Origin of the sequence: Prochlorococcus sp. MIT 1223, assembly GCF_034092465.1 — a bacterium.
In the GTDB taxonomy this organism is placed as follows: domain Bacteria; phylum Cyanobacteriota; class Cyanobacteriia; order PCC-6307; family Cyanobiaceae; genus AG-402-N21.
In genome coordinates this window covers 308,383-334,895 of sequence record NZ_CP139303.1, presented here as the reverse complement: position 1 = coordinate 334,895, position 26,513 = coordinate 308,383, and the positions used below count along the sequence as shown (strand labels likewise).

The window sequence follows — 26,513 nt, the reverse complement described above, 5'->3', positions numbered from 1 at the left end:
GTTATTAGTCATTCTCGGCAAATTTACTTATTAATCTTGAAAAGATGTTGATACCTAATAAAAATATAATTAGTATAAATGATGCGGCCCAGGCTAATTCATTCTGTGCAGCGTATGGTTCAAGCGCAAAGTTATAAATAAGAACCGATAATGAACTCATCTCGTATAACAAATCACCAAAACCAGTGATATGATAGTAAGAAAATAATGCAGTAAAAATTAAGGGTGCTGTTTCACCTGATGCCCTTGCTAGTCCAAGAATAATTCCTGTCGCAATTGTTCTAATGGCTTTGGGTAATGTTATTTGTATTATTGTCGTGAACATCGAAGCACCTACTCCTAAGGCTCCTTTACGTAAATCATCAGAAACTAGCTTTAATCCTTCGTCAGTAGTTTTAATAACTGTTGGCAACATTAGTATTGATAATGCCATCCCCCCAGCTAATCCACTAAACATACTTCCCCATAATATCTTTGTAACTACAATTACGGTGTAGATAAATACACCAGCGATTATTGATGGTACACCTGATAAAACATTTGTCCCAAACCTAATAAATCTAGAGAATGTACCTCCCTTAGAATATTCAGCTAAATATATTCCGCCTCCAACTCCAATAGGTATTGAAATTATAGAAGAAATAGTAGTTATTACAAGTGTTCCAACTATCGCATTTCCAATTCCACCTGCAGAACCTAGGTCATCTCCAGGAGGTTGAGGTTCTAAAAATAAGATTTCCCAATTGATCTGTGACCCGCCTTTTATTAGAACATAGATAATTACTAAAATTAATGGTAAAACAGCTATTATCGCAAACATTACAGCAATTGAAGTTAATAACTTCTCTTTAATATTTCTCCTGGAATTAGGTTTGAGTAAAAGATCTGAATTCATCATTATAATATCTTTTGTTTAATTGATTAATTATCAGTACTTAAGTTTTAATTTTTGGACAACCCACTGAGCTAATATGTTTACAAGTAAAGTAAGTAACATAAGAACAAAAGCAGCATACATAAGTGATGAAACTTGACTACCATCAGCTTCACCAAATTGATTGGCTAGCATTGCAGAAATTGTATATCCTGGAGACATAATTGACCAGCTAAAGTTATTAGAGTTTCCTATTATCATTGTTACGGCCATAGTCTCTCCCATTGCTCTACCTAGTGCTAGTAAAATCCCCCCAGTTATGCCAGATATTGCAGCTGGCAGTATTACATTGAATATTGTCGACCAACGAGTTGCTCCTATTCCATATGCAGCTTGTCTGAGTTGAGATGGAACTTGATTTAGTGAATCTCGAGATATTGATGTAATGATTGGTAAAATCATAATTACTAAAATAATTATTGCTGGTGCCATTCCTGGGCCAATAGGTTCAGTACTAAAAAAGGGTATCCATCCAAATAACTCATAAATTATTTTGAGAAAAGGTCTTATAAAAGGCTCCATTACAAAAACAGCCCATAATCCAAGAACAACTGATGGAATAGCTGCTAGTAGTTCAACAAGTAGCCCAACAATATTTCTAATATGAATAGGGACAATATTTTCGGTGATAAATATTGCAGTCCCTACTCCTAAAGGTACAGCAATTATAAGCGCAGACAAAGAAGTAACAATTGTTCCGTAAATTGCTGTAAATGCTCCATATTCATCTGTTACTGGATTCCAATCAGATGTGGTTAAAAATTTCAAGCCATATTTACCCATAGATTCTGTCGATTCATAAAACACCACGACCAGAATCGCAAAAAGTATTACTGCTACCATCCAAGCCATTGCAATTGCTAGATTTTTAAAGCCAATATCAATTAACTTTTCAGTTAATTGCCTTCGTCTAAGTTGGAATTTTTCATTTGACACAAGGTTCATTTAAAAAAGACTCATACATAAATCTATTCCTTATTGGGTTATTTTTCACTAAAAGAGCATTAAGTATCTTTCCTTCGGTCAGCATCACTTCCAAAAAAAGTATTTAATAGTTTTAATAAACCTATGATTAAGTCTCAATAATTATCCACATGGGGAGAATCGTTGGAATTGATCTAGGGACCACTAATTCCGTGCTTGCGGTTTTAGAAGCAGGTAGACCTGTTGTAGTTTCTAATGTCGAAGGAACTCGAACAACTCCTTCTGTAGTGGGCTATAGCAAGGATGCAGAATTGCTTGTTGGTCAATTAGCAAGAAGACAATTAGTCCTAAATCCTAAAAATACCTTTTCCAATTTGAAAAGATTCGTTGGTAGATCTTGGGAAGAGCTTGACGAAAATAGTCTTTCTGTTCCTTATACGGTTAGATCAAACGAAGACAGTAATGTTCGAATCACTTGTCCGATAACGGAAAGAGAGTATGCCCCTGAAGAACTAATTGGAAGCATTATTAGAAAGTTAATAGATGATGCAGAAACCTACCTTAGTGAAACAGTTGATTCAGCTGTGATTACAGTGCCTGCATATTTCAATGATTCGCAACGTCAAGCTACAAGAAATGCAGCTTTACTAGCAGGAATAAAGGTAGAGAGAATATTGAATGAACCAACAGCAGCTGCTTTGGCTTATGGATTTGACAAAAATTCTGCTCAAAAGGCTCTAGTTTTCGATCTTGGAGGAGGTACTTTTGATGTTTCTCTTATGAGAATTGCAAATGGTGTATTTGATGTGAAGGCGACCTCCGGTGATACTCAATTAGGCGGTAATGATTTTGATCAAAGAATTGTTGATTGGCTTGCCTCAAGCTTCCTAACCACTAATGGAATTGATTTAAGAAGAGATCGTCAATCTTTGCAGCGTCTTACCGAAGCTGCTGAAAAAGCTAAGCAAGAACTTTCAGGTGTTCAATCAACTCATATCTCTTTACCTTTTATCTCTACAGGTAAAGATGGTCCTCTTCACATCGAAGCAAATTTAACTAGAAAAGTTTTAGAAGATCTTTGCACTGACTTATTAGATCGATTATTGGATCCTGTTCGAACAGTTATTAGTGATTCTGGTTGGTTGCCGGAAGACATAGATGAGGTTGTACTTGTAGGTGGAAGCACTCGTATGCCAATGGTCCAACAACTGGTTAGGACATTAATTCCTAATCCGCCATGTCAGTCAGTCAATCCTGATGAGGTAGTTGCAGTGGGAGCTGCAGTTCAAGCAGGAATTCTTTCAGGAGAACTCAGGGATTTATTATTGAATGACGTAACTCCCTTATCACTAGGTTTGGAAACCTATGGAGGGTTGATGAAAGTACTTATTCCAAGAAATACTCCAATCCCTGTTAGACAGTCAGATGTTTTTAGTACCTCTGAGGCGAATCAATCTTCAGTTGAAGTACATGTTTGGCAAGGAGAAAGACAAATTGCTACTGACAATAAATCCTTAGGAAAATTTAAATTATCCGGTATTCCCCCTGCTCCCAGAGGAGTTCCTCAGGTTCAAGTCGCATTTGATATTGATTCCAATGGCTTATTAGAAGTAAGTGCAACTGACAAAACAACTGGAAGGAAGCAAACAGTCAACGTTAATGGTGGCTCTAATCTCAATCAAGATGAAATAAATCGTCTCTTAGAAGAAGCCAAAACAAAAGCAGCAGAAGATAGAAAAAAAAGAGTTTCTATAGATAGGCATAATAGTGCTTTGACCCTTGTTGCCCAAGCAGAAAGAAGACTTCGCGATGCTGCACTTGAGCTTGGGCCTTATGGTGCGGAAAGACAACAACGAGCAGTAGAAATCTGTATGAGAGATGTTCAAGATTTACTTGAATCAAATGATTTAAGCCAACTAGAATTAGCACTTGGCTCATTACAAGAAGCATTATTTGGATTAAATAGACGACTCTCTGCTGAGAGAAACACTGATTCAAATCCCTTGCAAGGCATTAAAAATACTTTTGGCTCATTAAAAGATGAATTGTTCTCTGATGATTATTGGGATGATGATGATCCTTGGGAATATCAAAATAGAAATAATAGGAGTAGTAATGACAGACGAAATCTAGATAACTGGGATAATGACATCTACCGCTAAGCCTGATTATTGGTCTATTTTAGGGCTAGACCAAGACAGTGATTTACAACAACTTAAGAGTGCTTTTAGGAAAGAGGCCAGGAAATGGCATCCAGATTTAAATAAAGATGACTCAAGCGCTGAAGAACGTTTTAAATTAATTAATGAAGCATATGCTGTATTAAGTGACCCGAAAAAGCGAGTTGCTTGGGAATCTAATTCAGATTTTAAGAGAAGTGATGATGATCTATTTGCAGAAGGATTTCCTTCTTATGAAGAATATATTTCTTTGGTACTTGGAATTGAAAATGATACTGAAATTGACCAAATAGATAATATTAGCTATGAACAACAAGTTGATGATGAATCATATGTAAGTTCCAATGAATATTGGCCTACACCGTCAGAAGTGCCTCCACCTCCAGTTAAATTAGTTGAAGATCTTGAATCTATTGTTGAGTTAACTGTTGATGAAGCTTTAAATGGTTCTCAGGTTGAAGTTGAGTTAGATGATGGCACAATTGTTGAAATAAGAACACCTAAGTTTGCTGGAGATGGCTGGAGATTACGTTTAGCAGGTATTGCTTTTAGTGGTAAAGATCACTTTATTCAACTAAGAGTGCAGACATCTGAAGGCCTTCGTATAGATGGTCTTCGTGTTAATTATCGTCTTGAATTGCTACCGCCAGAGGCTTTGCTTGGTTGTGCTGTAGAAGTTCCAACCTTAAATGGATACGTGACATTACAAGTTCCTCCTAGATCATCAAGTGGAAGACTTCTTAGATTGAGAGGAAGGGGGCTCAATTACGAGGATATTACTGGTGATCAGTATGTCGAGATAGTAATAATTATGCCTAATGAACTTACAGACTCAGAATTGGCTCTTTATAGAAGACTACATGAAATATCAAATCAAACTGAATAACTTTAACTCCTATATAGTAAATCTTAGATATTATCTGTTTATACATGAACGTTCATGTTTTGTTATTTCAGGCTGGGGAAGATAGCGAAGGTATTCATTCATTAGAAATAAAGGAAAAAACCGTAGTTCTAATGTTTGAAGAAAAGGATGATGCAGAAAGATACTGCGGTCTATTAGAAGCGCAGGACTTTCCAAGCCCAACTGTAGAAATTGTTGATCGTTCAGAAATAGAGATTTTCTGCAAGCAATCAGGATATGAAAGTCGATTTGTTGAGAAAGGTTTTATTCCAAACAACCAAGAAGAAAGACTATTAATATCTCCACCTCATACAAACCTAGACGTTAGCGGATGGGATGAAAATTTAGATTATTCTAGTGATGATCTTGAAAATGAAACAGAAACGGATATTAGTCATCTTGATAATCTTAAAAGATCTCTTGAGGATTTGCTTTGACAGTATCAAATTAAATTAATTAATTAATTAATTGATATACTGTATTGAATTTTATCTATTATATGTCTTTCGCTTTATACTATATTTAAATTTTCTAATAAGAATGATTAAAGCACGAATGGAAACAGAATGTGGAATCATTGAACTTGATTTGTTTGATAATGATGCGCCAAACACAGTTTCTAATTTTGTAAAATTAGTAGAAGAAGGCTTTTACGATGGACTTGCTTTCCATCGTGTAATAAATGGTTTTATGGCACAGGGTGGCTGCCCTAACTCTCGAGATGGATCTAAGGCAATGGCTGGTACTGGAGGCCCAGGTTATTCTATAGATTGCGAGATTAATAATAGAAAGCACATCAAAGGTTCACTTTCTATGGCTCATGCTGGAAAGAATACAGGAGGAAGTCAGTTTTTTATTGTTCATGAACCTCAGCCCCATTTAGATGGAGTTCATACAGTATTTGGTGAAACCAAAAACATGGATATAGTTTATTCACTGAAGAATGGATCTAAAATTAATAAAGTTGAAATAATAAAATAAAAATTAACTATTTCCAAATAAACATACTTGGCTCGCTTTTATTTATAATCGATTCTTCTATAGAAATCTGAAGATCTTCAAGAGTTTTTAATGACTTAATAACACATTGAATGTTTTGAGATGGATGTAATGTTTGTTCAATATTAGAAGTAGATAAAAGTCCAATACGTTTTGTCCCAGTTAATTTACTTATACCCCTTAGGAGTAATTCTACTGCCTTAGTATTGATACTTTTAGTACTAGTATCTGTCGTTTCTAGAACTGGATTGACCTTCCAGACAAATGTAGGACTTTCCCATAAAGCTAGAAGACGTGTATAATTTTCTGGAGATAATCTTAATAGATTAGTTGAAGCTAACTTGTTGATATTTTCTTTGAAATTACTTATATCATTTGATTCAATTTCTCCATCCCAAAATATAATAATATAACGATTATTTTTAAATGATTGTTCATCACCAAACATATGGCCAAGTTTTTCCCTTTTTACTTTTAAGTAAGCTGCATTATGGTCACCTGGACAGATTACTAATGGAATTCGACTCTCAACCTTAAGTCCATATCCTCCTAAACCTGCGATTTTTCTAGGATTATTTGTTAGTAACCTAAGTCTATTTATTCCCAAATCAGTTAATATTTGTGCCCCAACTCCGTAGTTCCTTAGATCTGCTGGGAATCCAAGTTTCTCATTGGCTTCTACGGTGTCAAAGCCAGTATCTTGAAGACTGTAGGCCTTTAGTTTGTTTATTAAACCGATCCCCCTTCCCTCTTGTCTTAAATAAACAACGACTCCTTCTCCTTCTTGTGAAATTCTTGATAATGCAGCTTCTAGTTGAGGACGACAGTCGCATCTTAAAGATCCAAAGGCATCTCCAGTCAGACATTCTGAATGCATCCTCACTAGGACTGGCGGCTTCATTTTTTGGAGGTCTCCTTTAACTATTGCTATATGTTCTGAACCATCAAGGATGTTTTTATATCCTATTGCTTCAAACTCTCCAAATAGACTAGGAAGATTTGCTTTGGCCTGCCTATATACGAATCTTTCATTTTCTAATCTATACCTAATTAAATCGGCAATACTAATAAGTTTTAAGTTCCAATTTTGTGCAAATTCTTTTAATTCAGGCAGTCTTGCCATTGATCCATCGGAGTTCTGAATTTCGCAAATAACACCAGCAGGATTTAATCCTGCAAGCATCGAAATGTCTACTGCGGCTTCAGTGTGACCAGCTCTTTTTAAAACTCCTCCTTTCTTAGCCCGTAAAGGGAAAATATGGCCAGGCCTTCGAAGGTCATTTGGTTGGGTTGATGTATTAATAGCCACTTGTATAGTTTTAGCTCTATCTTCAGCTGAAATCCCAGTTGAAACTCCTGATTCGGGACCCGCGTCGATACTTACCGTAAATGCCGTTTGGTTTGAATCTGTGTTCCTATCTACCATTAGTGGTAAATCTAATAAATCCAATCGTTCACCTTGCATAGCCAGACATATAAGACCTCTTCCCTCAGTCGCCATGAAATTAATTTGCTGGGGTGTCGCAAATTGTGCAGCACAAATTAAATCACCTTCATTTTCTCTTCTTTCATCATCTACAACTACAACACACTCACCATTCCTTATTGCTTCAAGAGCCTCAACTATCTCGTCAAAACGGATATCATTGGTTTTTTCTGATGAATTCAATTTTTTCCCCACTTAATTAATGAAATAAGTTATTCAACGAACTATTGTCAATAATATATTCTATTCCCTATTCGTCTCAATATACAAAACTGATAGTATCTAGATATGGAGTTTGCTAAGACAGAGAAAAAAAGAGTTGCAATTTTAGGTGCAACTGGATATGGAGGAATACAACTTGTTCGGTTACTAAGCGAGCATCCATCATTTGAGATTACATTTCTTGGCGGTGATAGAAATGCAGGAAGAAGCTGGAATGAACTATTCCCTTATATAAATCTAAAAAACAATCTTGAAATTGAAAATATAAATATAGAAAGAATAGTTAAAAAGTCTGATTATGTTTTGCTAAGTCTTCCTAATGGATTAGCGTCGAGTATTGTCCCTGACTTAATTAGTCAAGGACTAAGAGTATTAGATTTGTCTGCAGACTATCGTTATACCTCCTTAGATGATTGGAAATCAGCGTATTCTTCAGAATCTATAAAGTATGAACGTGAAGACTATGATTTGTGCCATAAGGCTATTTATGGCTTGCCAGAATTGAATAGAAAGGAAATAGCTAAGAGCAACCTTGTTGCATGTCCTGGATGCTTTCCAACAGCGTCTCTTTTGGGTTTATTCCCTTTTTTAAAGCAAGGTTTAATTGACTATGAAGGAATAATTATAGATGCAAAGACAGGTACGTCAGGTGGTGGTCGAATTCCTAAGGAACACCTTTTGTTTTCTGAATGTTCAGAATCGATTTCTCCCTATGGAGTTATTGGCCATAGACATACATCTGAAATTGAAAATATTGCTGGAAGTATTACTGGGCATCCAATTGAATTACAATTTACACCTCATTTAGTTCCTATGGTAAGAGGGATTTTGTCGACTATTTATGCCCGTCTAAGGGATCCTGGACTCAGAGCCGAAGACTGTGCAACTCTGCTCGATACCTTTTATAGGAAAGAACCATTTGTTGAAATTCTTCCTGTAGGAATATATCCATCTACTAAATGGGTAAAGCAAACAAATAAAGTTCTTATATCAGTTCAAGTTGATAAACGCTCTGGTCGTTTAGTAATAATGAGCGTAATTGATAACTTAATAAAAGGACAAGCTGGTCAAGCTATACAGAACTTAAATATAATGGCAAATCTAGAGGAGTATATATCCTTACCAGTTACTTCTTTTCAACCGTAGTTTCTTTTCTCCATTCATTTCCAATTATAGATATAGCTATTGGTAGTAATTTGTGTTCTTGAAATTGTATTTTTTCTTTTAAGGAATTTTCATCATCATCTTCTGAAATTAAAACAGCTGCTTGAGCAATAATTTCTCCTGAGTCCACTTCATCAATCACCTTATGAATTGTACAACCAGTTATTTTGGCTTTAGATAATAAGGCCTTTTTTATAGCATTACTCCCTTTAAAGCTTGGTAATAAAGATGGGTGAACATTTATTAACCTATTAGGAAATGCTTCTATAAATAAAGGCGAAACAATACGCATCCAACCTGCCATAACTATTCCATCGATATCAGTTCTTTTTAAAATATCCACTAAATTTTGATCATAACTTATACGGTCTGTAAAGTTTCTATGATCAGTATATATACATTTAATGCCATGTTCGCTTGCAATAACCCTTGCATTGCAATTCTCATTATTTACTATAAGAATGACTACTTCTGCATATAATTTCCGTTGTCTAATTGCTTTGATTATTGCTTCTAGATTGGAACCTTTCCCGGAGGCAAGTACAGCTAACCTTAAAGGGGGTGCAAACTTTTCATAAGAAATATTATGAGTAGATGTGATAGAATTGATTAAATTAGATTTTTTAATTGGTTCTTCTTGATACCCATTTTCAACCATTTTGATTTATAGTCTCATTAACTTTTAGAATATAAGACAAAAATTTTTTTTAATTATAGATTTAAGAATTTCTTTTATGTTGCAATATTGATTTAAAAAAATTTGTTAATAGCTAAACATATCTACTAGTAATGATTTGACTAAGCATTAAAGTAATTGAGTAAGTTTTTTACCACTAAGGAAGGCAATCAGAAAGATTCCTATAAATGGTGGTTCTTGCTTTTTCTCGAGTTTCGATGCTGAATGACTATTCCAGAATTAGATACGACTGAACAGAAAAACCACTGGGGTGACTTTTGTGACCAGCTTTGGTTTAGTGACCAGTTGGGAATGTGGTTGGATATTAGTAAAATGAATATAAATTCTAAAGATTATGAGAAATATAAGCAATCTTTTTCCAAGTCTTTTATTGCCTTAGAAGAATTAGAGAATGGTTCAATTGCTAATAAAGATGAGAATAGACAAGTTGGTCATTATTGGCTTAGAGATCCCTTAATAGCTCCCGATGAAGTAGTAGGAAAGCGTATATCCTCCGAGATTTGTTCTATTTCAAAATTTGGTAAGGATATATTAGATGGAACAATAACAAATCAAAATGATCAAAAGTTTAGACATGTTTTGTGGATTGGAATTGGTGGAAGTGGTTTAGGACCATTATTAATTGTTGAGTCCTTACAAGAACTGAATCAGGGTATAAATTTTCATTTTATAGATAATATAGATACTGACGGTATAAATCGTAAGCTTAATAATCTTGGAGATGCAATAAAAGAAGCACTTATCGTTGTTGTTAGTAAGTCAGGGGGGACCCCAGAGCCTAATCTAGCGATGGATCAAGTTAAGAAGTATCTATCAGAGAAAGGTGGTAATTGGCCTTCTCAATCTGTTGCTATAACTATGCAAGATAGCAATCTGGATAAATTGGCAACTGAGGATAATTGGTTAAAAACATTTGATTTGCCAGATTGGGTTGGAGGGCGGACAAGTATTACTGGTGCAGTTGGTTTGCTACCAATTGCCCTTATTAATAGGGATGTTAATAAATTTTTAGAGGGTTCAAAGATTATGGACTCAATAACTAGAAATAGAACTCTCTTAGAGAATCCAGCTGCATTACTTGCTTTGGCATGGCTTGTTGCTGGAGAAGGGAAAGGGCTAAGAGATATGGTTATTCTTCCGTATAAAGATAGCCTTCAAGTGTTTAGTAAATATCTTCAACAGTTAATTATGGAATCCTTAGGGAAAAGAGAAGATAGAGAAGGAAATATCGTGTTTCAGGGCATATCAGTTTATGGCAACAAGGGGTCAACAGACCAACATGCATATGTCCAACAACTCAGAGATGGAATAGATAACTTCTTTGTTAATTTTATAGAGGTCCTAACTGATAATAATAATATAAAACCCATAAATGGCCGTAATCCAGGAGATTACCTATCAGGATTTTTACAAGGTACTAGATCAGCTTTAAGTGATAGCAATAGGCAGAATCTTACAATTACTTTAACCAACTATAATGAAAAATCCTTAGGAGCTCTTGTCGCCTTATTTGAAAGAGCTGTTGGAATATATGCAGAAATTGTTAATATAAATGCTTACCATCAACCAGGCGTTGAAGCAGGAAAGAAGGCAGCTTCTGATGTTATTTTTCTACAATCTAAAATAGAAAATATACTCTCTGATGGCATTGCACGAAATATAGAAGGAATTGCTACTTTATCTAATAGTGTTAATTATGAATCAATATTTATGATCTTGAGACATTTAAGCAAGAATAATCATCGTTATAGTGTTTCTGGTGATTGGAATAATCCTAAAAGTCTAATATTTAAATATAGTTAATTTCTAAATAACAATATTTACAAGTTTACCTGGGACTACAATAGTTCTTTTAATGGATTTACCTTCTAACCATTTCTTTACATGATCAGATCTTAATGATAATTCTTCTAACTCAATTTCATTAAGTTTTTTGGATACATGCTGCTTTGCTCTTACTTTTCCATTTATCTGTATTACTAATTCATATGTGTCTTTTTGAAGAGCTTTTTGATCAACTTTAGGCCAATTTTGTAAATGAATACTTCCCTCACCTCGATATTCTTTCCATATTTGCTCAGATAGATGAGGAGCAAAAGGTGAAAGTAGTTTTAAAAGGACTTCTATACCTTCTTTGGCTATAGGTCTGCTAATAGATTCATTTAACTCTTTTAATTTATTACTTAATATCATCAATTGTGAAATCGCTGTATTAAGTTTTAGATCTTCTAGATTGTTAGTAATATTTGAAATAGCAGTATGAACATAACTTCTCATCTCTTTATCTATATCACTAATATTATCTAGGTATTTATTTGTAAATATATCTGAGGTGTTAGAGAAATCTAATTCATTAGACATTGAATACTCTTTAATTAGTGAATAAATTCTTTGAATAAACCTAAACTGGCCTTCAACATCTGAATCTTCCCACTCTAAGTCTTTTTCACATGGAGCTTTGAACAATATAAACATTCTAGCTGTGTCAGCTCCATATTTATCAATAACTTCTGCAGGATCAATACCGTTATATTTAGATTTTGACATTTTCTCGTACATAACATCTAGCTTTTCACCAGTATTTGGATCGATTGGGTTGTTTATATCCTTTATGTCTTTTATAGGAATATACTTGTTATTAATTCTATTTTTATACGTTATACTTTGTACCATTCCTTGTGTCAGTAAATTATCAAATGGTTCATTAATATCAACTATGCCAGCGCTTTTAAGTGCTTTTGTTATAAACCTGGAATACAAAAGATGTAATATGGCATGTTCAATACCTCCAACGTATTGGTTGACAGGAAGCCATTTATTAACTTTCTCTTTGTCGAATGGACTATTCTTATTTAGAGAGTCTACATATCTCAGAAAATACCACGACGAGCACATAAATGTATCCATAGTGTCAGTCTCTCTTTTTGCTTGATTTGAGCATTTAGGACATTTAACGTTTATCCATTCTTCATTGTCATTTAAAGCAGAATGACCTTTACCAGTTAATTTTATGTTTTTGGGTAATAATACAGGTAAATCGGCGTCTGGTACTCTTACTTGCCCACACTTAGTACAATTAATAATTGGAATTGGACATCCCCAATATCTTTGCCTAGAAATTAACCAATCTCTTAACTTATATTCTATTTTTTCGTTGGCCCATCCATTCCTTATTCCATAGTCTCTAATTAATTTTTTTGCTTCTAGTGATTTCTTACCAGTAAACTCATTTGAATTTATAAGAATACCTTCTTCTAAATATGGTTTATTTGTATCTAATTCTACAGTATTATTCTTAACAACATACTTTATCGGAAGATTATACTTTGTCGCAAATAAATAATCTCTTTGGTCATGAGCTGGTACACCCATAACAGCTCCTGTTCCATAACCAGACAAAACATAGTCTCCAGTCCAAAGTTCAATAATTTCGCCATTTACAGGGTTTACTACTTTATGTCCTAGGAACATTCCATTCTTAACTCTATTTTCTGAATTTCTATCTATTTCACTAAGTTTATTAGACTTTAATATAAACTCTTTTAACTCTTCTAATTTATCATCAGATGTAAAGTCTTTAATATTTTGGTAATTAGGAGATAGGACAAGATAAGTTACGCCAAATAATGTATCAGGTCTAGTAGTAAATACATTAATCTTGCTATGAGTTTTGGATGCCAAGGTAAATTCAATTTGAAGACCTTTTGATTGCCCTATCCAATTTGATTGCATTAATTTAACTCTATCTGGCCAACCCTTCAAATCAGATAATCCTTCTAGTAACTGATCTCCGTATTTTGTTATACCTAAAAACCATTGATTTAATTCTCTTTGTTCTACAACAGCTCCAGATCTCCAGGATTTTCCTTCTGAATCAACCTGTTCATTAGCTAATACAGTTTGATCTATTGGATCCCAATTAACATTTGCTTTCTTCTGATATGCTAATCCACTTTTGTGTAGTTTTAAGAAGATATATTGTGTCCATTTATAATAGTTAGGGTCACATGTTGTGATTTCTTTATTCCAATCTATTGATAGACCTAGACGATTTAATTGACTTTTCATTTGTTTTATATTTCTTTCTGTCCATTCCGCTGTATCCACTCCTCTTTCAATAGCTGCGTTTTCCGCTGGTAGGCCAAATGAATCCCAGCCCATGGGGTGAAGTACTGCTGCTCCAGACATTCTTTGGTACCTTGCTATTACATCAGTAATGACATAATTGCGAACATGTCCCATATGCAATGTCCCTGATGGATAAGGAAACATTGAAAGGGCGTAAAAGCATTTTTGATTAGGTAAAGGATCTAATGTTTCATATAGTTCATCTTTCTCCCATTGACTCTGCCAATGAGCTTCTATCTTTTGATGGTTATATCGATCTGAGTTATGATCAGAAGGCGACGAATTGGATTTTGTATCCTTCACAGAAATAAAGGCATTCAGTTAAATATTCCCATATATAGTTGCCTATCGTGAGCATAAGTTTATATATGACTATGATTGGCCAAGCTAATTAGTAAATTAATAGCCTTATGCTCATTTTAATAAGATGAATCAGCTTGAATTATCTAAATATCAAGGAATAGGTAATGACTTTCTATTATTTGACGGAAGAAATAATCCCGATTTTGAAGCCTTACTTGATTCGACAGTAGTCCAAAGAATATGTGATAGAAAGTTTGGCTTAGGAGCCGATGGTTTGATTATTGCAATGAATTCAAATAGCTGTGATTTTAGAATGAGAATTATAAATTCTGATGGATCTGAACCAGAAATGTGTGGGAATGGTATCAGGTGTCTCGTAAAATATATTCTAGATAGTGACACTACTTCTAATAAAAATTATAGCTATAAAATAGAAACTATTGCTGGAGTAATAGAAGCGGAATATAAATCTAATGATCTTATTACAGTTAATATGGGGAGACCATATCTTGAGCCTTATAAAATTCCAACAACTTTGCCACTTAATAATATTGGTATACCATGTGGCGAATTTATAGATCAAGAGAATAGATTTAAAATATATTCTGTTGGTATGGGTAATCCACATTTAATTACTTATATTGAACAAGAAGGTGATATAGATATAAATAAATATGGAGAAATATTAGAGAAGAATAAATATTTTCCGCAGAAGACTAATGTTCATTTTGTTAAGGTAAATAGTGCTAAAAGTTTTAATATGTATACATGGGAGCGTGGATGTGGAATTACTTTTGCTTGCGGAACCGGAGCTTGTGCCTGTGCAGTGGCTTCAAATCTGCTAGGTTATTGCGATGACAAGGTTCGAGTAAATCTTTTAGGAGGCGTGTTAGATATAAGTTGGAATGGCTCAAATTCTAGTGTTTACATGACTGGACCAGCTAAACATGTTTATAAAGCTTGGTTAAATTTAGAAGATATTTTATAACAATGAATATAAAAAATAATCTATATTTAGACGCATGTTCGACAACTCCTATGAGTAAAGATGTCATTGATGAAATTAATAATATAAACTTAAATTATTTTGGTAATCCTTCGAGCATTCACACTAATGGAGTTGAGGCATCTACTATTCTTGAGTCTTCACGAATGTCTATATCGACTATTCTAAACTCAAGAATAGAAGAGATTATATTTACATCAGGAGCTACCGAATCAATTAACTTAGCTATTAAGGGTATAACAGAAAATATGAAAACGGGAAGAATTATTACAAGTAGAGTAGAACATCCTGCAGTTGAATTAGCGGTTAATAGTCTTCGAAAATTAGGCTGGGATATTGATTATTTACCAGTTGACATAAACGGTAATTTTAAAATTGAGTATTTGGATAAGCTTTTAAGACCTCCTACATCATTAGTTTCTTTAATTTGGGGACAAAGCGAAATTGGAACTGTTGAGCCTATAAATACCGTAGGAAAACTTTGCAAAGAAAGAAATATAATATTTCATGCTGATGCAACTCAAATACTACCCAATTCATTAATTAACTTTAGAGATTTACCTGTAGATATGGTAAGTATTTCTGGCCATAAGTTTAGAGGGCCAAAGGGTATAGGCCTCCTGCTAGTTAAATCGAATTTAATAAGCCAAATTTGTTCTCAGCATTATGGAGGTGGTCAAGAATCTGGCTTACGATCTGGAACAGAAGCGATATCTCTGATAGCAGGAATGAAAGTAGCCATTGAAAAACTTGAGAATAATATTTACTATTCAGACCAAAAGACATTTTTTAAATCATCCAAAGTCTCTCAAATTACACGAAATCTCACAAGAACTTTATGTAATATAAATGGAGTCAAGCTTTTTGGTAATGATCACTCCTTCAACCGATTACCTAACCATATCTCACTAATACTTGAAAATAAAAATGGTAATCCTATCTCCTCTAGAGATTTTGTAAGAAAGATGTCAGATAATGGTGTAAGCATCAGTTCTGGAACAGCATGTAGTAACGGGTCTTCTAAGGCGAGTCAAGCATTACTTGCAACAGGTCTTGATCAAAAATATATAAATTCGATAATAAGATTAAGTTTGGGTAATTGGATCCAATTAGATGATATTCAACAAATTCTATATAAATTTGAAAAAACACTCTACAATTTCTAGCATAAACATAAACAAGATGAAAAGACTTCTTCCTGAATGTTTGTTTGAAGCAGAAAATTTGCTACATCATTCAATTATTCAATCCATAACTAATAATTCACATAAATATTTTTCAGTTAACCTTTTATTCCAAAACCTTAGACTAAATCCAATTATTTATAGATTATTTGAATACCTTAAGAATAGAAATATTGAAGCATATATCCTTTATGCTGATGAAGGATCAACTGCCTTAGCTAAAAGAGATTTTCCCAATCTAGTAGAATCTATCTTTTCTTATAATAGATTTGAGAAAGATCTTCCTACCTTAACTAATAAAAATGTTGTTATAGCTGTTAGTCCTCAACCCTATGATTTCGAACAATTTAAAAAAATATGTGAGTCTTTCGAAGGAAAAATAATTATGTTTAATGGAAAATTAGAAGACACAGCTGTAGGTATAGGTAATGTTGGTAGAGAGCGAAGAAAGGACTTTATATTTTCATGGGAAAAAATCTTCTGGCTGCAACCTCTTAGCAACGGGGCAATTATGAAATTATATGGGGCTAAATGGGAGCTCTTTGCACTTGATGAAGATGGATATAGGTATAATAATTCATTTGAAAATAAGCCTGACGAGGAAACTATTTTAGAATCTATTCAAACGAATTAATTACTAAATGTATAAGAAGTTAGTAGCAATTATTTCGTTATCTTTATTGTGTATCGTTATAAGCAAAAAAATAAAGTTCTATTTAATTACAAACTACCAATTTACTAAATCATATAACAAAATATTTAATAGTACTAAGAAAAAGAATATTTGTGTTGAGTTACAAAGCGATTTAGATAAAGCTACTGATGATATAAAAAAGAATATAAGCCTTAGTGTATTAAATTCTAATGGAGAATTAATCTCAGTTGTAAATGGACAGGTTCCAATGATACCAGCATCCAATCAGAAACTTATATCTACGGCTTATAGTTTATACAGATTAGGTCCAAATTATAAAATAAGGACTCTTATAAAGGAATCAGATAGGGGATCATTGCATATTATTGGCAATGGAGATCCAGATTTAGATATAATACATATAAAAAAATTTGCTTCTTCTATATATGATTATTATACCAAGAATAAATTGAATTCTATTAATATAATACTCCACGAAACTAAAGATTTAAGTTGGTGGCCTTTAGGTTGGACCAGTAATGATAAAGCAGAAGCATACGGAGCACCTATAACTAAGCTAGCCTTGAAAAGTAATTCAGACACTTTTAACAGTGAAAAGCCAATAAGTAATTTTAAATATGTTCTAGTTGACCAGCTCAGTAATCTAAATGTTCCAGCAAATGTTGATATTTCTCACTCTTCTGTATCTAACTATAGGCTTAAGTATAGAACAATAGACTATGTTGAATCATCACCTCTGTATGCTTTACTAGCTCTGGCAAACTCTGAAAGTCATAATTTTACATCAGAAATCCTTTTACGTAATGCTTTAAATAAATGGCACTTAAGAAATACAAATCATTTGATAAATTGGTTAAGATTTCTTGATGTCGATGTTACTGGATTCAGTAGTTATGATGCTAGCGGATTGTCAAGGCTAAATAGAGTTACAACCAATGGTATTGTCCAATTGTTATGGAAAATGAACAATAGTAGTTACTCTAAATATTATTCATCTTCATTTTCATTGTATGGTGTTAGAGGTACATTACAGAACCTAAATTACGATAAGTATTTGTCTGGACACTTTCTTGGGAAAAGTGGAACGTTAGATAATGTAAAAGCAATAAGTGGAATCATTGATATAAGTGAAGAACCAGTTTATATAAGCATTATCTTTAATGGTATAAACTATGATCAAGGTATAATCTCTTCTCTATTAACAATTATAGCTAGTAATAATAAATGCAATTACTAGTTTTATATCTATCTTTCGAAGGTTTTCTTAAGATCTTCAGAAACAATCCTCGGAACCATTTGTGTAGTGTCGCCTCCGAATCTTGCTACTTCTTTAACAACTGAACTACTTAGAAAACTATAGTGTGTTTCTGTCGCAAGAAAAACTGTTTCATAGTCGGAATTTAATGATCTATTTGTATGTGCTATTTGCAGTTCATACTCGAAATCGCTCATAGCTCTTAGACCCCTAATTATTAAATCAACTGAATTATCTTTTGCACAATCCACAGTAAGTCCTTCGAAGCTGATGATTTGAACATGTTTCAGCTCTTTTGTTGCCTCGGAAATATGTTCTATACGCCTCTCTAGGTTAAAGGTAGGAAGCTTAGAGGGATTTTTTAAAACAGCTATTAAAACATTGCCAAAAAGATCACAGCTTCTTTTGACGAGGTCTAAATGTCCATTAGTAAAAGGGTCGAAACTTCCTGGATACAGAGCTTTCATAATAATTAGGTGAATTTGATAGTTTTATTCGATTAGATGTTTAAAGTTGAATAAACATATAAAAGCGTATGTCCCTCAATTTGGAAGCCAAAAAGGTCTTATTAAGAAAAATCCCTCATGGTTTGTTTATTTGCGGTATTAGAGATGGAGATGAAATCAATGGATTCACGGCCAGTTGGGTAACTCAAGGTTCTTTTGATCCACCATTGGTTGTAATGGGAGTTAGGTCAGACGGATCTAGCCATGAAATTATTCAAAGAACAAGGATTTTTTCGCTAAATGTTCTTCGAGCAGATCAAAAGGATCTTGCTGCTGTTTTCTTTAAACCGCAAAAGGGATTAGGAGGGCGTTTTGATTCAACGAAATATAGTTTTGGTGAAATGGGGCTTCCCATTCTAGATGAATGTATTGGAGCTATTGAATGTGAAATTGTTGGTGACGTTAAGAAGGGAGATCATACTGTTATCGTTGCTGAAGTTAAGTCTGCAAAATTAATAAAAGATACTGATCCTTTAATACTTTCTTCTACTGGTTGGAATTATGGAGGTTAATTTCATGTGGATATAAAGGATGATTTACAACCTCTTATCTTAGATAAGAAAAGACTAGATGTTTGTATAAGTAACATACCAAATCAACCAGGTTGTTATTTGATGCTCGATAATGATGAAAGAATCCTATATGTTGGAAAATCTAAACATCTAATAAAAAGAGTTAAAAGTTACTTTAATAGATTAAATGACCATACACCAAGAATATTATTAATGGTTAAACAAATATATGACATACAATTTATTGTTACTGATAATGAAACAGAGGCACTTACTCTAGAGTCGAATCTCATCAAGTCAAATAAGCCATACTTTAATGTATTACTTAAGGATGATAAGAAATATCCATATGTTTGTATTACATGGAGCGAAATCTATCCAAGAATTTATATAACTAGGAAACGAAGGAATCGTAATATTGGAGATAAATATTATGGGCCATTCGTTGACGTAACACTATTGAGAAATACATTAGCATTAATTAAAAATATTTTTCCTTTACGACAAAGACCTTTGCCTATGTACAAAGACAGGACATGCTTAAATTATTCAATCAAGAGATGTCCAGGAGTATGTCAAGGGAAGATAATGCCGGAAGAATATAATTTAACACTTAAGAAGGTAGAAATGATCCTTCAGGGACGCTCTACAGAATTAGAGCAAATTCTAATTAGTAAAATGAATGAATTTTCAAGAAGACTGGAATATGAGTCAGCCTTGTTAATAAGAGATCAATTGAAATCAATAAAAAATATTGGTGAAACTCAAAAAATGACACTTCCCGATTCTTCTATAAGTAGAGATGTTATTTCAATTGCTTCTGACTCAGAAAATAATAGTATTCAGTTCTTTCAAATGCGTTCAGGAAAATTAGTGGGAAGGTTAGGGTATATTTCGAAGAACACAAATGAAAGTAGTGAGACTATCTTACAGAAAACAATTGAAGAGCATTATAGTCAAACTGATGCAGTTGAAATACCATTAGAAATCTTAACTCAATACGAAATACCGCAAGAAAAATTACTATCTGAGTGGCTTTCTACATTGAAGGGTAGAAAGGTTAAAATTAGAAACCCTAAAAGAAGTAATAAGGCTAAAATTATTGACTTGGTATATAAAAATGCAAGATATGAATTAGAGCGTATTCAAAGAGGGCGAGAAAAACATTTAACCTCCCTTGAGGATCTCGCAGAATTATTAGAACTATCCTTAGTACCAAGAAGGATAGAGGGATATGACATAAGTCATATTCAAGGAAGTGATCCTGTTGGATCACAAGTTGTTTTTATAGATGGATTACCAGCTAAACAACATTATAGAAAGTATAAGATTCAAAGTGATTTTGTTAGTATTGGAAATAGTAATGATTATGAGTCTATAAGGGAATTAATTAGGCGCCGATTTAGAAGATGGTCAAAGTTTAAGGCTGATGGTTTTAATATACAAGATATTGTTGGAATGAAGGCTTCTGTATTAGATTCACCTTCTGCAGGTGATTGGCCTGACTTGGTAATGATAGATGGTGGAAAAGGACAACTTTCTGCTGCCATTGATGCTTTGACTGAGTTAAATCTACATGAAGATATAAATATTTGCTCTTTAGCAAAGAAAAGAGAAGAGGTGTTTATTCCATATAGGAAAAGTCCTGTTAATACTTCAAAAGATACTCCTGCCTTATTAGTATTAAGAAGATTACGAAATGAAGCACATAGATTTGCTGTGACATTTCACAAACAACAAAGAAGTAAGAGAATGACCAGGTCTGAATTAAATAATATTCCTGGAGTAGGCCCTAAGAGGATAAAACAATTACTTGCTTATTTTAAGTCCGTAGAGGCTATTCAAATGGCCAAAATTAAGGACTTAAATAGTGTACCTGGATTAGGAGATTCGGTAGCTTGTAGTATATGGGATTATTTTAATAAAGAATAAAGTGTTTTTATTATTTCTAAAAGTTTCTTTGCTAGTAATTGTTATCTACACTCATGTAATGTATTCTTAATAAAATTCTTATTGACTTATATTGGATAATAATCATCCTTTAATTCCTATTCTGAAGGGTGTAAGCATAGATAGTTGTCCATATAAACTTAATTTTCATACACATACTAAATATAGTGATGGAAGTCTTGATCCAATAGAATTGTATGAAAAGGCAAATAAAAATGGGCTAAAACATCTAGCTATTACTGATCATCATAACTTTGAGGCTTACAAAGATATAAATAACTACTTAAAGGAAATTACTAATAAGTCTTTTTTTAAAACGAAAATATGGTCTGGAATTGAAATTACAGGGCTTTTAAACGGAGTTATGGTACATATTTTAGCTTTAGGATTTGATCCCTACAATCCGATTCTCGAAAAATATTCAAGGGGAGATGCACCTAAGGGAGAGGACCTAAAAGCAGAAAATATTTTGAAGTCTATTAGTCTTGCAAATGGATTATCAATATTAGCCCATCCTGCAAGGTATAAAATTCATTATGAGAAAATAATAGAATTTGCTTATCTGATAGGGTTTGATGGAGTTGAAGTTTGGTACGATTATGAACGTAATAATATTTGGTCACCCTCAAATTTTGTATGTGGCAAAATTAAAATACAAGTAGATAGATATAAAATGCTATCCTCCTGTGGTACTGATACTCATGGAATTTCATTGCTTAGAAGATAACCTAGTTAATCTAGTTGTTCAATTATAGAATCAGCTTTAAGAGCCAACTCTTGAATAGAACTTATTATACTTTCGTCTTCAATCTTCCAAAGTTCTCTATTTGAAGCCTCTAATAATCTTTCTGCTATATCTCTCATAACCCATGGGTTGTTTATCTCCAGAAAGGATCTATTTTGATCATCTTTTAAAAATGTTTTATATATATTTAGATAACACCAATCTTTGACTTCGTTAGTGGTTGCATCATATCCAAATAGATAGTCAACAGTTGCACCTATTTCAAAAGCTCCTTTATATCCATGCTCTTTTACACCTTCAATCCATTTGGGATTTAATAATCTGCTCCTTACAACCTTATCGATTTCTTTTCGCAAAGTATTGATTCTAGGCCTAGATGATCTTGAGTGATCTGCAATTAAAGTTGTTGGTTTGATGCCTCTTAGTTTCTCTACTGAGGCTGTTAGACCACCGTGGAATTGGTAATAGTCATCAGAGTCTAAAATATCGTGCTCTTTATTATCTTGATTCTGAAGAACCAATTGTACTTTTGATAAATATTCTTTAAAATTATCCTTTCGATCTTCTGGATTACCTTTTCCCGTATATCTCCATTTACTCCAATTAATATACGTATCAACTAGTTCACTCTTCTCATCCCAGGTTGAACTAGAAATTATTTCTTGTAGTCCTGCTCCATAGGAACCTGGAGCTGAACCAAATACCCTGCCAATGAATTCACTATTGTCATTGTTTATATAAGGGTTGATTGAAGGAGATTCCTTTAGGAGAGAAAGTTTTAATTGTGCTGTATTTATTAGTTCAACAATCTGTGGAAATGCGTCTCTAAAGAATCCAGAAATTCTAACTAAGATATCAACCCTTGGTCTATTCAAAATAGATAAAGGTATTACTTCTAAATCAATTATTCTTTTAGAGGCATAGTCCCAGACTGGTCTTACTCCCATTAAGGCTAATATTTGACTAATATCTTCACCTCCATTTCGCATAGTGGCTGTTCCCCAAACTGAAATTGCTAGGTGAGTAAGATACTCTCCATTTTCCATAAGATAAAGATCTAGTATTTGCTGTGCACTCATACTTCCTAGTCTCCAGGAAGCCTCAGTTGGAATATTTCTCATGTCGACACTATAAAAATTTCTACCGGTTGGTAAGACATCAATTCTCCCCCTTGTTGGCGCTCCAGATGGTCCACTATTGATGTATTCGCCATTAAGAGATCTACCGAGATTTAGTAGCTCATCTGAGCATGATTGATTTATTTTCCTAATAACAGGTTCAATCAAAGTTGAAATATCTTCTAATCCTTTTCTATCCTTGAGATATTTTATTATGTGCTTATTTATTCCATTTGGAAACTCATTTATAGTTTCTGATACCTTTGTATTTAAGATATGTTTGATTACTAGAAGTGATTGCTCTTCTATATAAGCGATTATTTCACCTTTCTTTCTTATGGTTTTATTTGTTATTAGTTTATATAAATCAATATCTTCCTTTATCGCTAGATCATCTTCATTTTCTAACCAAGGATTAATTTCAAATTTAAGTAATCTAGAAACCTTTTCTGTTAAGCCTAAACAATTATTTTGCGGTGCTCTTGCAATTGAAAGTGCGAGCTCAGAGAGTTTTTCTTTTTTTGGTAAAGTTCCGAATATATGTAAACCTGTTCGTATCTGCGATTCCTTTATTTCACATAGGTAGCCTTCTACTTCACTAATTACTGAATCAAAATCAATATCATTCTCACTTAAGAGACTATTATTATTAAGAAAGGGAAACTCCTCATTTTGAATTTCCTCTTTAATCATTTTGAGCAGAACATCAGTGCGTTCTGAAGATAATAATTTTGATTCGTAGTATTCATCTATAATGCTCTCTAATCTCATTAAGCTCCCATACAATTCAGATCTTCCAAGGGGAGGCGTTAAATGATCAATTATTACAGCCTGAGTACGCCTCTTCGCCTGTGATCCTTCTCCTGGATCATTCACTATAAAAGGATAGATATTTGGTAGTGGTGGTAAAACTATATGAGGAAAACACTTGTTACTTAGACCTACACCCTTACCAGGTAACCATTCAACACTACCATGTTTACCAAGATGGATCATTGCATTAGATTTCTGGACTTTATCGATCCATATATACTGAGCTAGGTATCTATGAGGAGGAGGTAGATCTGGCGAATGCAGATCACTCTTAGAATACGGATCATATCCCCTGCTTGGTTGAATTAGAATTGAAACTTTCCCATATCTTATGCCATGTATTGCGAAGCCTTTCTCTTCTAAGTCTTCTGCTAAGTCTGGAGTATTCCATCTACTAATTATTTTGAGCTTAGATTCCTCATTAATCTTTTTCCAATTAGATATGTAAGACTCTAGAGATAAATAGTCGAGAGGTTCTCTGTGACTTGACTCTGGATCATTAGTTCTTCTTGATAATATTGACGACATTAAGTCAATACTTGAATCAGGTAACTTTTCTTGGCCTAAATCATATCCTTGAAGTCGTAATAATTTCAGTATTTCTAATAAACTAGCGGGGGTATCTAGTCCAACTCCATTAGCTAATCTACCATTTCTTACGGGATAATTTGCAAGGATAATACTAATATATTTATCGCTATTATTTAGTTTTCTTAAAGTTAACCAATTTTTTAATAGATCAATAGACCATGAAATTGAGTTATTTAGAGGTAAGAGCTTCTTAATTGAAGTATCTAGAGAAGAATTAGATTTGTGTATTTCTTTGAAAGCTATTGGTCTTGTTGTAATACGACCGTCTAATTCAGGCAGCGCTATTTGTAATGTTAAGTCAGTTGAGTTAAGACCAAGAGAGGAATTATCCCAATACTTTTTAGACATACTACTTATAAGAAATTGAAATACTGGTAAATTTAGTTCTTGCCATAAATTATATTCGTTACCTTTATCAGAGATAATGTTTGAATAAAATGATGTTGTTGTGATAATTGCCTCGATATTTTCAGATTGAAAAATCTTTAAGACTTTATTCGCTACTTTATGATCTTTTAATGATGATATCCAAAGAGACCTTGGTTCGAGCCCAGAAGCTCTTAATAATTTATTTAATTGCTTAGCAAAAATTATATCATTCGCCTTTAATAATGAGTTATAGAGTATAATTCCAACCTTGCAATCGTTATTCTTTCTCCAATCCCACTTATAAGGATCTTCATGATACTTAACATTATAATCTAAAATATTAAGTTCTTTATTATTTCTTAGTTTATATATTATATCAAGGAAGGTTGTCATATTTTCTATTCCACCAACCCTTAATAAGTAAGCTACAAAATCAACGATATCTATTGGTATTGTACTTAGTTCATGTAGAGCTATTTGATTTTCCTGGGTTCCTGATATTACAATTAACTCTCTTTCCTTCTTCTCTCTTGACCATAGCTGTAATTGCTCTAAACCATATGACCAATGACTCTTTCCACCTAATAGTCTAATTAATATAATTTCACTTTCACTAGCTGTAGTATTTATATAGTGATCTATTTTTGCATTATGTTCTAACTCATTAATAAGTAAAGCCCTTATTTTATTTTTCCACGTTTTATTAGCTTTTAAATTAATAGCTTGATCTAATGAAGAAATATCTGTAGAAGCACTTGTGAGAAAAAGTACTGGTGCTCCGATCTGCTCAATTAAAACAACTTCTTGTTGCCCATCCTCGCAGATCTGATTTGCTAAACGATGCATATATATTTTTTTGTTTACTTAGAATATATATAAATACGAGGGATATGAGATATTGTTAGATAAAAGTCAGTTCATAGATGCATAGATTCCTTAAATACGCTTGGTTCCAAGGTAAGTGTGTACCCTTCGAAGAGGCAAATGTTTCGATAGCAACTCATTCTCTACATTATGGAACAGCTGCTTTTGGAGGAATGAGAGCGATTCCAGACCCACTAAAGCGAGAAAGAATATTACTTTTCCGAGTTGACAAGCACATCAAAAGACTTTGCCAAAGCGCAAAGTTACTTTTGACTGATCTATCAGAAGAATATGTTATGGAAAGTCTGACTGAAATCATTAAAGCCAATAAACCCGACATGCCTATATATATTCGTCCTTTTGTCTATACAAGTGACCTTGGAATAGCCCCTAGACTTCACAATATTGAGACAGACTTTTTTATATATGCAATTGAACTAGGAGATTACCTATCACCTGACGGCGTTACATGCAGAATAAGTAGTTGGACTAGACAAGAGGATTGTGCACTACCTTTACGAGGGAAAATTAGTGGAGCTTATATAACAAGTTCATTAGCCAAGACAGAAGCAGTGAAATCAGGATTTGATGAAGCCCTCCTCATGAATCGACATGGAAAAGTAAGTGAGGCAAGTGGTATGAATCTCTTTATAGTTAGAAATGGAGAATTGATTACCCCAGGAGTAGATCAAGATATCCTGGAAGGCATTACACGTTCAAGTGTAATAGAGTTAGCAAAGAAAGAAGGAATTACGGTCATTGAAAGACCAGTCGATAAAACCGAATTATTTATAGCTGATGAATTGTTCCTAACAGGAACTGCAGCTAAAATAACACCAATAAAACGTATTGAATGTACAGAATTTTCATCCAAAAGGCCAATAATGAATAAACTAAAAAATAAATTGATTAATATTACAGAAGGAAGAGATTCTAATTATGAGCATTGGATCAAAAGAATAGAATTAAATAATAATAAAAGTTAATTATTGTTTTAACTTAAA

21 protein-coding genes are annotated in these 26,513 nt (G+C 33.4%); 14 read left to right on the top strand and 7 right to left on the bottom strand.

What is annotated here, in order from left to right; genetic code table 11:
- Positions 1 to 4: 4 nt before the first annotated feature.
- Together pstA and pstC are read right to left on the bottom strand one after the other, a co-directional pair.
- Positions 5 to 895, bottom strand: a complete 891-nt coding sequence (gene pstA, locus SOI85_RS01680) for a phosphate ABC transporter permease PstA (RefSeq protein WP_320664502.1) — start codon at positions 893 to 895, stop codon at positions 5 to 7.
- Between the two features lie 33 nt (positions 896 to 928).
- Entirely contained in the window at positions 929 to 1,879 is a 951-nt protein-coding gene (gene pstC, locus SOI85_RS01675) for a phosphate ABC transporter permease subunit PstC (RefSeq protein ID WP_320664501.1), read from the bottom strand.
- A 149-nt stretch (positions 1,880 to 2,028) separates the two neighbouring features.
- On the opposite strand from pstC, the gene dnaK reads away from it, so the two are divergent.
- The 4 genes from dnaK (at position 2,029) to SOI85_RS01655 (ending at position 5,923) form a co-directional block, all read left to right on the top strand.
- Positions 2,029 to 4,020, top strand: a complete 1,992-nt coding sequence (gene dnaK / locus SOI85_RS01670) for a molecular chaperone DnaK (protein ID WP_320664500.1) — start codon at positions 2,029 to 2,031, stop codon at positions 4,018 to 4,020.
- Positions 4,004 to 4,924, top strand: a complete 921-nt coding sequence (locus SOI85_RS01665; RefSeq protein ID WP_320664499.1) for a DnaJ domain-containing protein — start codon at positions 4,004 to 4,006, stop codon at positions 4,922 to 4,924. The genes dnaK and SOI85_RS01665 overlap by 17 nt, the downstream gene beginning before the upstream one ends.
- 44 nt (positions 4,925 to 4,968) lie before the next feature.
- The gene (locus SOI85_RS01660) at positions 4,969 to 5,379 is read left to right on the top strand and encodes a DUF3110 domain-containing protein (protein WP_320664498.1); all 411 of its coding nucleotides are present in this window, start codon (positions 4,969 to 4,971) and stop codon (positions 5,377 to 5,379) included.
- A 103-nt stretch (positions 5,380 to 5,482) separates the two neighbouring features.
- Positions 5,483 to 5,923 carry a peptidylprolyl isomerase gene (locus tag SOI85_RS01655; RefSeq protein WP_320664497.1) on the top strand — a complete coding sequence of 147 codons (441 nt, stop codon included), beginning with the start codon at positions 5,483 to 5,485 and terminating at the stop codon, positions 5,921 to 5,923.
- Positions 5,924 to 5,930: 7 nt separating this feature from the next.
- On the opposite strand, the gene ribBA is transcribed toward SOI85_RS01655, so the two are convergent.
- Positions 5,931 to 7,610 carry a bifunctional 3,4-dihydroxy-2-butanone-4-phosphate synthase/GTP cyclohydrolase II gene (ribBA, locus tag SOI85_RS01650; RefSeq protein ID WP_320664496.1) on the bottom strand — a complete coding sequence of 560 codons (1,680 nt, stop codon included), beginning with the start codon at positions 7,608 to 7,610 and terminating at the stop codon, positions 5,931 to 5,933.
- 105 nt (positions 7,611 to 7,715) lie between these two features.
- Between ribBA and argC the strand changes: the two genes are divergently transcribed.
- Positions 7,716 to 8,795, top strand: coding sequence for an N-acetyl-gamma-glutamyl-phosphate reductase (gene argC, locus SOI85_RS01645; RefSeq protein ID WP_320664495.1), 1,080 nt, complete (start codon positions 7,716 to 7,718; stop codon positions 8,793 to 8,795).
- On the opposite strand, the gene purN is transcribed toward argC, so the two are convergent.
- Positions 8,776 to 9,471 carry a phosphoribosylglycinamide formyltransferase gene (purN, locus tag SOI85_RS01640; protein WP_320664494.1) on the bottom strand — a complete coding sequence of 232 codons (696 nt, stop codon included), beginning with the start codon at positions 9,469 to 9,471 and terminating at the stop codon, positions 8,776 to 8,778. The genes argC and purN overlap by 20 nt on opposite strands.
- A 243-nt stretch (positions 9,472 to 9,714) precedes the next feature.
- Here purN and SOI85_RS01635 point away from each other — a divergent pair, with 243 nt between their 5' ends.
- Positions 9,715 to 11,313, top strand: coding sequence for a glucose-6-phosphate isomerase (locus SOI85_RS01635; RefSeq protein WP_320664493.1), 1,599 nt, complete (start codon positions 9,715 to 9,717; stop codon positions 11,311 to 11,313).
- Between the two features lie 3 nt (positions 11,314 to 11,316).
- On the opposite strand, the gene leuS is transcribed toward SOI85_RS01635, so the two are convergent.
- Positions 11,317 to 13,941: a leucine--tRNA ligase gene (gene leuS / locus SOI85_RS01630; RefSeq protein ID WP_320664492.1), complete on the bottom strand. Its 2,625-nt coding sequence runs from the start codon at positions 13,939 to 13,941 to the stop codon at positions 11,317 to 11,319.
- Between the two features lie 124 nt (positions 13,942 to 14,065).
- On the opposite strand from leuS, the gene dapF reads away from it, so the two are divergent.
- From dapF to SOI85_RS01610, 4 genes are read left to right on the top strand one after another with little or no spacing between them, the layout of a single operon-like run.
- On the top strand, positions 14,066 to 14,929 hold the full coding sequence (gene dapF / locus SOI85_RS01625; protein WP_320664491.1) for a diaminopimelate epimerase: 864 nt from the start codon (positions 14,066 to 14,068) through the stop codon (positions 14,927 to 14,929).
- 2 nt (positions 14,930 to 14,931) lie between these two features.
- A complete protein-coding gene (locus SOI85_RS01620) occupies positions 14,932 to 16,113 on the top strand; it encodes a cysteine desulfurase family protein (RefSeq protein ID WP_320664490.1) in 1,182 nt (393 codons plus the stop codon).
- A 16-nt stretch (positions 16,114 to 16,129) separates the two neighbouring features.
- Positions 16,130 to 16,765 carry a DUF1995 family protein gene (locus SOI85_RS01615; protein WP_320664489.1) on the top strand — a complete coding sequence of 212 codons (636 nt, stop codon included), beginning with the start codon at positions 16,130 to 16,132 and terminating at the stop codon, positions 16,763 to 16,765.
- Between the two features lie 7 nt (positions 16,766 to 16,772).
- Positions 16,773 to 18,023 carry a D-alanyl-D-alanine carboxypeptidase gene (locus SOI85_RS01610; protein ID WP_320664488.1) on the top strand — a complete coding sequence of 417 codons (1,251 nt, stop codon included), beginning with the start codon at positions 16,773 to 16,775 and terminating at the stop codon, positions 18,021 to 18,023.
- An 8-nt stretch (positions 18,024 to 18,031) separates the two neighbouring features.
- On the opposite strand, the gene coaD is transcribed toward SOI85_RS01610, so the two are convergent.
- A complete protein-coding gene (gene coaD, locus SOI85_RS01605) occupies positions 18,032 to 18,508 on the bottom strand; it encodes a pantetheine-phosphate adenylyltransferase (RefSeq protein ID WP_320664487.1) in 477 nt (158 codons plus the stop codon).
- 68 nt (positions 18,509 to 18,576) lie between these two features.
- On the opposite strand from coaD, the gene SOI85_RS01600 reads away from it, so the two are divergent.
- From SOI85_RS01600 to SOI85_RS01590, 3 genes are all read left to right on the top strand, one after another.
- The gene (locus SOI85_RS01600; protein ID WP_320664486.1) at positions 18,577 to 19,059 is read left to right on the top strand and encodes a flavin reductase family protein; all 483 of its coding nucleotides are present in this window, start codon (positions 18,577 to 18,579) and stop codon (positions 19,057 to 19,059) included.
- Positions 19,060 to 19,065: 6 nt separating this feature from the next.
- Positions 19,066 to 20,991 (top strand): excinuclease ABC subunit UvrC, encoded by a 1,926-nt coding sequence (gene uvrC, locus SOI85_RS01595; protein WP_320664485.1) that lies wholly within the window; start codon positions 19,066 to 19,068, stop codon positions 20,989 to 20,991.
- A 91-nt stretch (positions 20,992 to 21,082) separates the two neighbouring features.
- On the top strand, positions 21,083 to 21,736 hold the full coding sequence (locus tag SOI85_RS01590; protein ID WP_320664484.1) for a PHP domain-containing protein: 654 nt from the start codon (positions 21,083 to 21,085) through the stop codon (positions 21,734 to 21,736).
- Positions 21,737 to 21,741: 5 nt separating this feature from the next.
- Here SOI85_RS01590 and cobN read toward each other — a convergent pair whose 3' ends face one another.
- A complete protein-coding gene (gene cobN / locus SOI85_RS01585) occupies positions 21,742 to 25,491 on the bottom strand; it encodes a cobaltochelatase subunit CobN (protein ID WP_320664483.1) in 3,750 nt (1,249 codons plus the stop codon).
- A 77-nt stretch (positions 25,492 to 25,568) separates the two neighbouring features.
- Between cobN and SOI85_RS01580 the strand changes: the two genes are divergently transcribed.
- Positions 25,569 to 26,495 (top strand): branched-chain amino acid transaminase, encoded by a 927-nt coding sequence (locus tag SOI85_RS01580; RefSeq protein WP_320664482.1) that lies wholly within the window; start codon positions 25,569 to 25,571, stop codon positions 26,493 to 26,495.
- The last annotated feature ends 18 nt before the right edge of the window (positions 26,496 to 26,513 follow it).

Coding starts and splice junctions, on each gene's coding strand:
- SOI85_RS01655 (WP_320664497.1), top strand. CDS start 5,483: ATGATTAAAGCACGAATGGAAACAGAATGTGGAATCATTGAACTTGAT.
- SOI85_RS01580 (WP_320664482.1), top strand. CDS start 25,569: ATGCATAGATTCCTTAAATACGCTTGGTTCCAAGGTAAGTGTGTACCC.
- dnaK (WP_320664500.1), top strand. CDS start 2,029: ATGGGGAGAATCGTTGGAATTGATCTAGGGACCACTAATTCCGTGCTT.
- pstA (WP_320664502.1), bottom strand. CDS start 895: ATGAATTCAGATCTTTTACTCAAACCTAATTCCAGGAGAAATATTAAA.
- SOI85_RS01620 (WP_320664490.1), top strand. CDS start 14,932: ATGAATATAAAAAATAATCTATATTTAGACGCATGTTCGACAACTCCT.
- cobN (WP_320664483.1), bottom strand. CDS start 25,491: ATGCATCGTTTAGCAAATCAGATCTGCGAGGATGGGCAACAAGAAGTT.
- dapF (WP_320664491.1), top strand. CDS start 14,066: ATGAATCAGCTTGAATTATCTAAATATCAAGGAATAGGTAATGACTTT.
- SOI85_RS01635 (WP_320664493.1), top strand. CDS start 9,715: ATGACTATTCCAGAATTAGATACGACTGAACAGAAAAACCACTGGGGT.
- SOI85_RS01615 (WP_320664489.1), top strand. CDS start 16,130: ATGAAAAGACTTCTTCCTGAATGTTTGTTTGAAGCAGAAAATTTGCTA.
- SOI85_RS01600 (WP_320664486.1), top strand. CDS start 18,577: ATGTCCCTCAATTTGGAAGCCAAAAAGGTCTTATTAAGAAAAATCCCT.
- SOI85_RS01665 (WP_320664499.1), top strand. CDS start 4,004: ATGACATCTACCGCTAAGCCTGATTATTGGTCTATTTTAGGGCTAGAC.
- SOI85_RS01660 (WP_320664498.1), top strand. CDS start 4,969: ATGAACGTTCATGTTTTGTTATTTCAGGCTGGGGAAGATAGCGAAGGT.
- pstC (WP_320664501.1), bottom strand. CDS start 1,879: ATGAACCTTGTGTCAAATGAAAAATTCCAACTTAGACGAAGGCAATTA.
- SOI85_RS01610 (WP_320664488.1), top strand. CDS start 16,773: ATGTATAAGAAGTTAGTAGCAATTATTTCGTTATCTTTATTGTGTATC.
- purN (WP_320664494.1), bottom strand. CDS start 9,471: ATGGTTGAAAATGGGTATCAAGAAGAACCAATTAAAAAATCTAATTTA.
- coaD (WP_320664487.1), bottom strand. CDS start 18,508: ATGAAAGCTCTGTATCCAGGAAGTTTCGACCCTTTTACTAATGGACAT.
- argC (WP_320664495.1), top strand. CDS start 7,716: ATGGAGTTTGCTAAGACAGAGAAAAAAAGAGTTGCAATTTTAGGTGCA.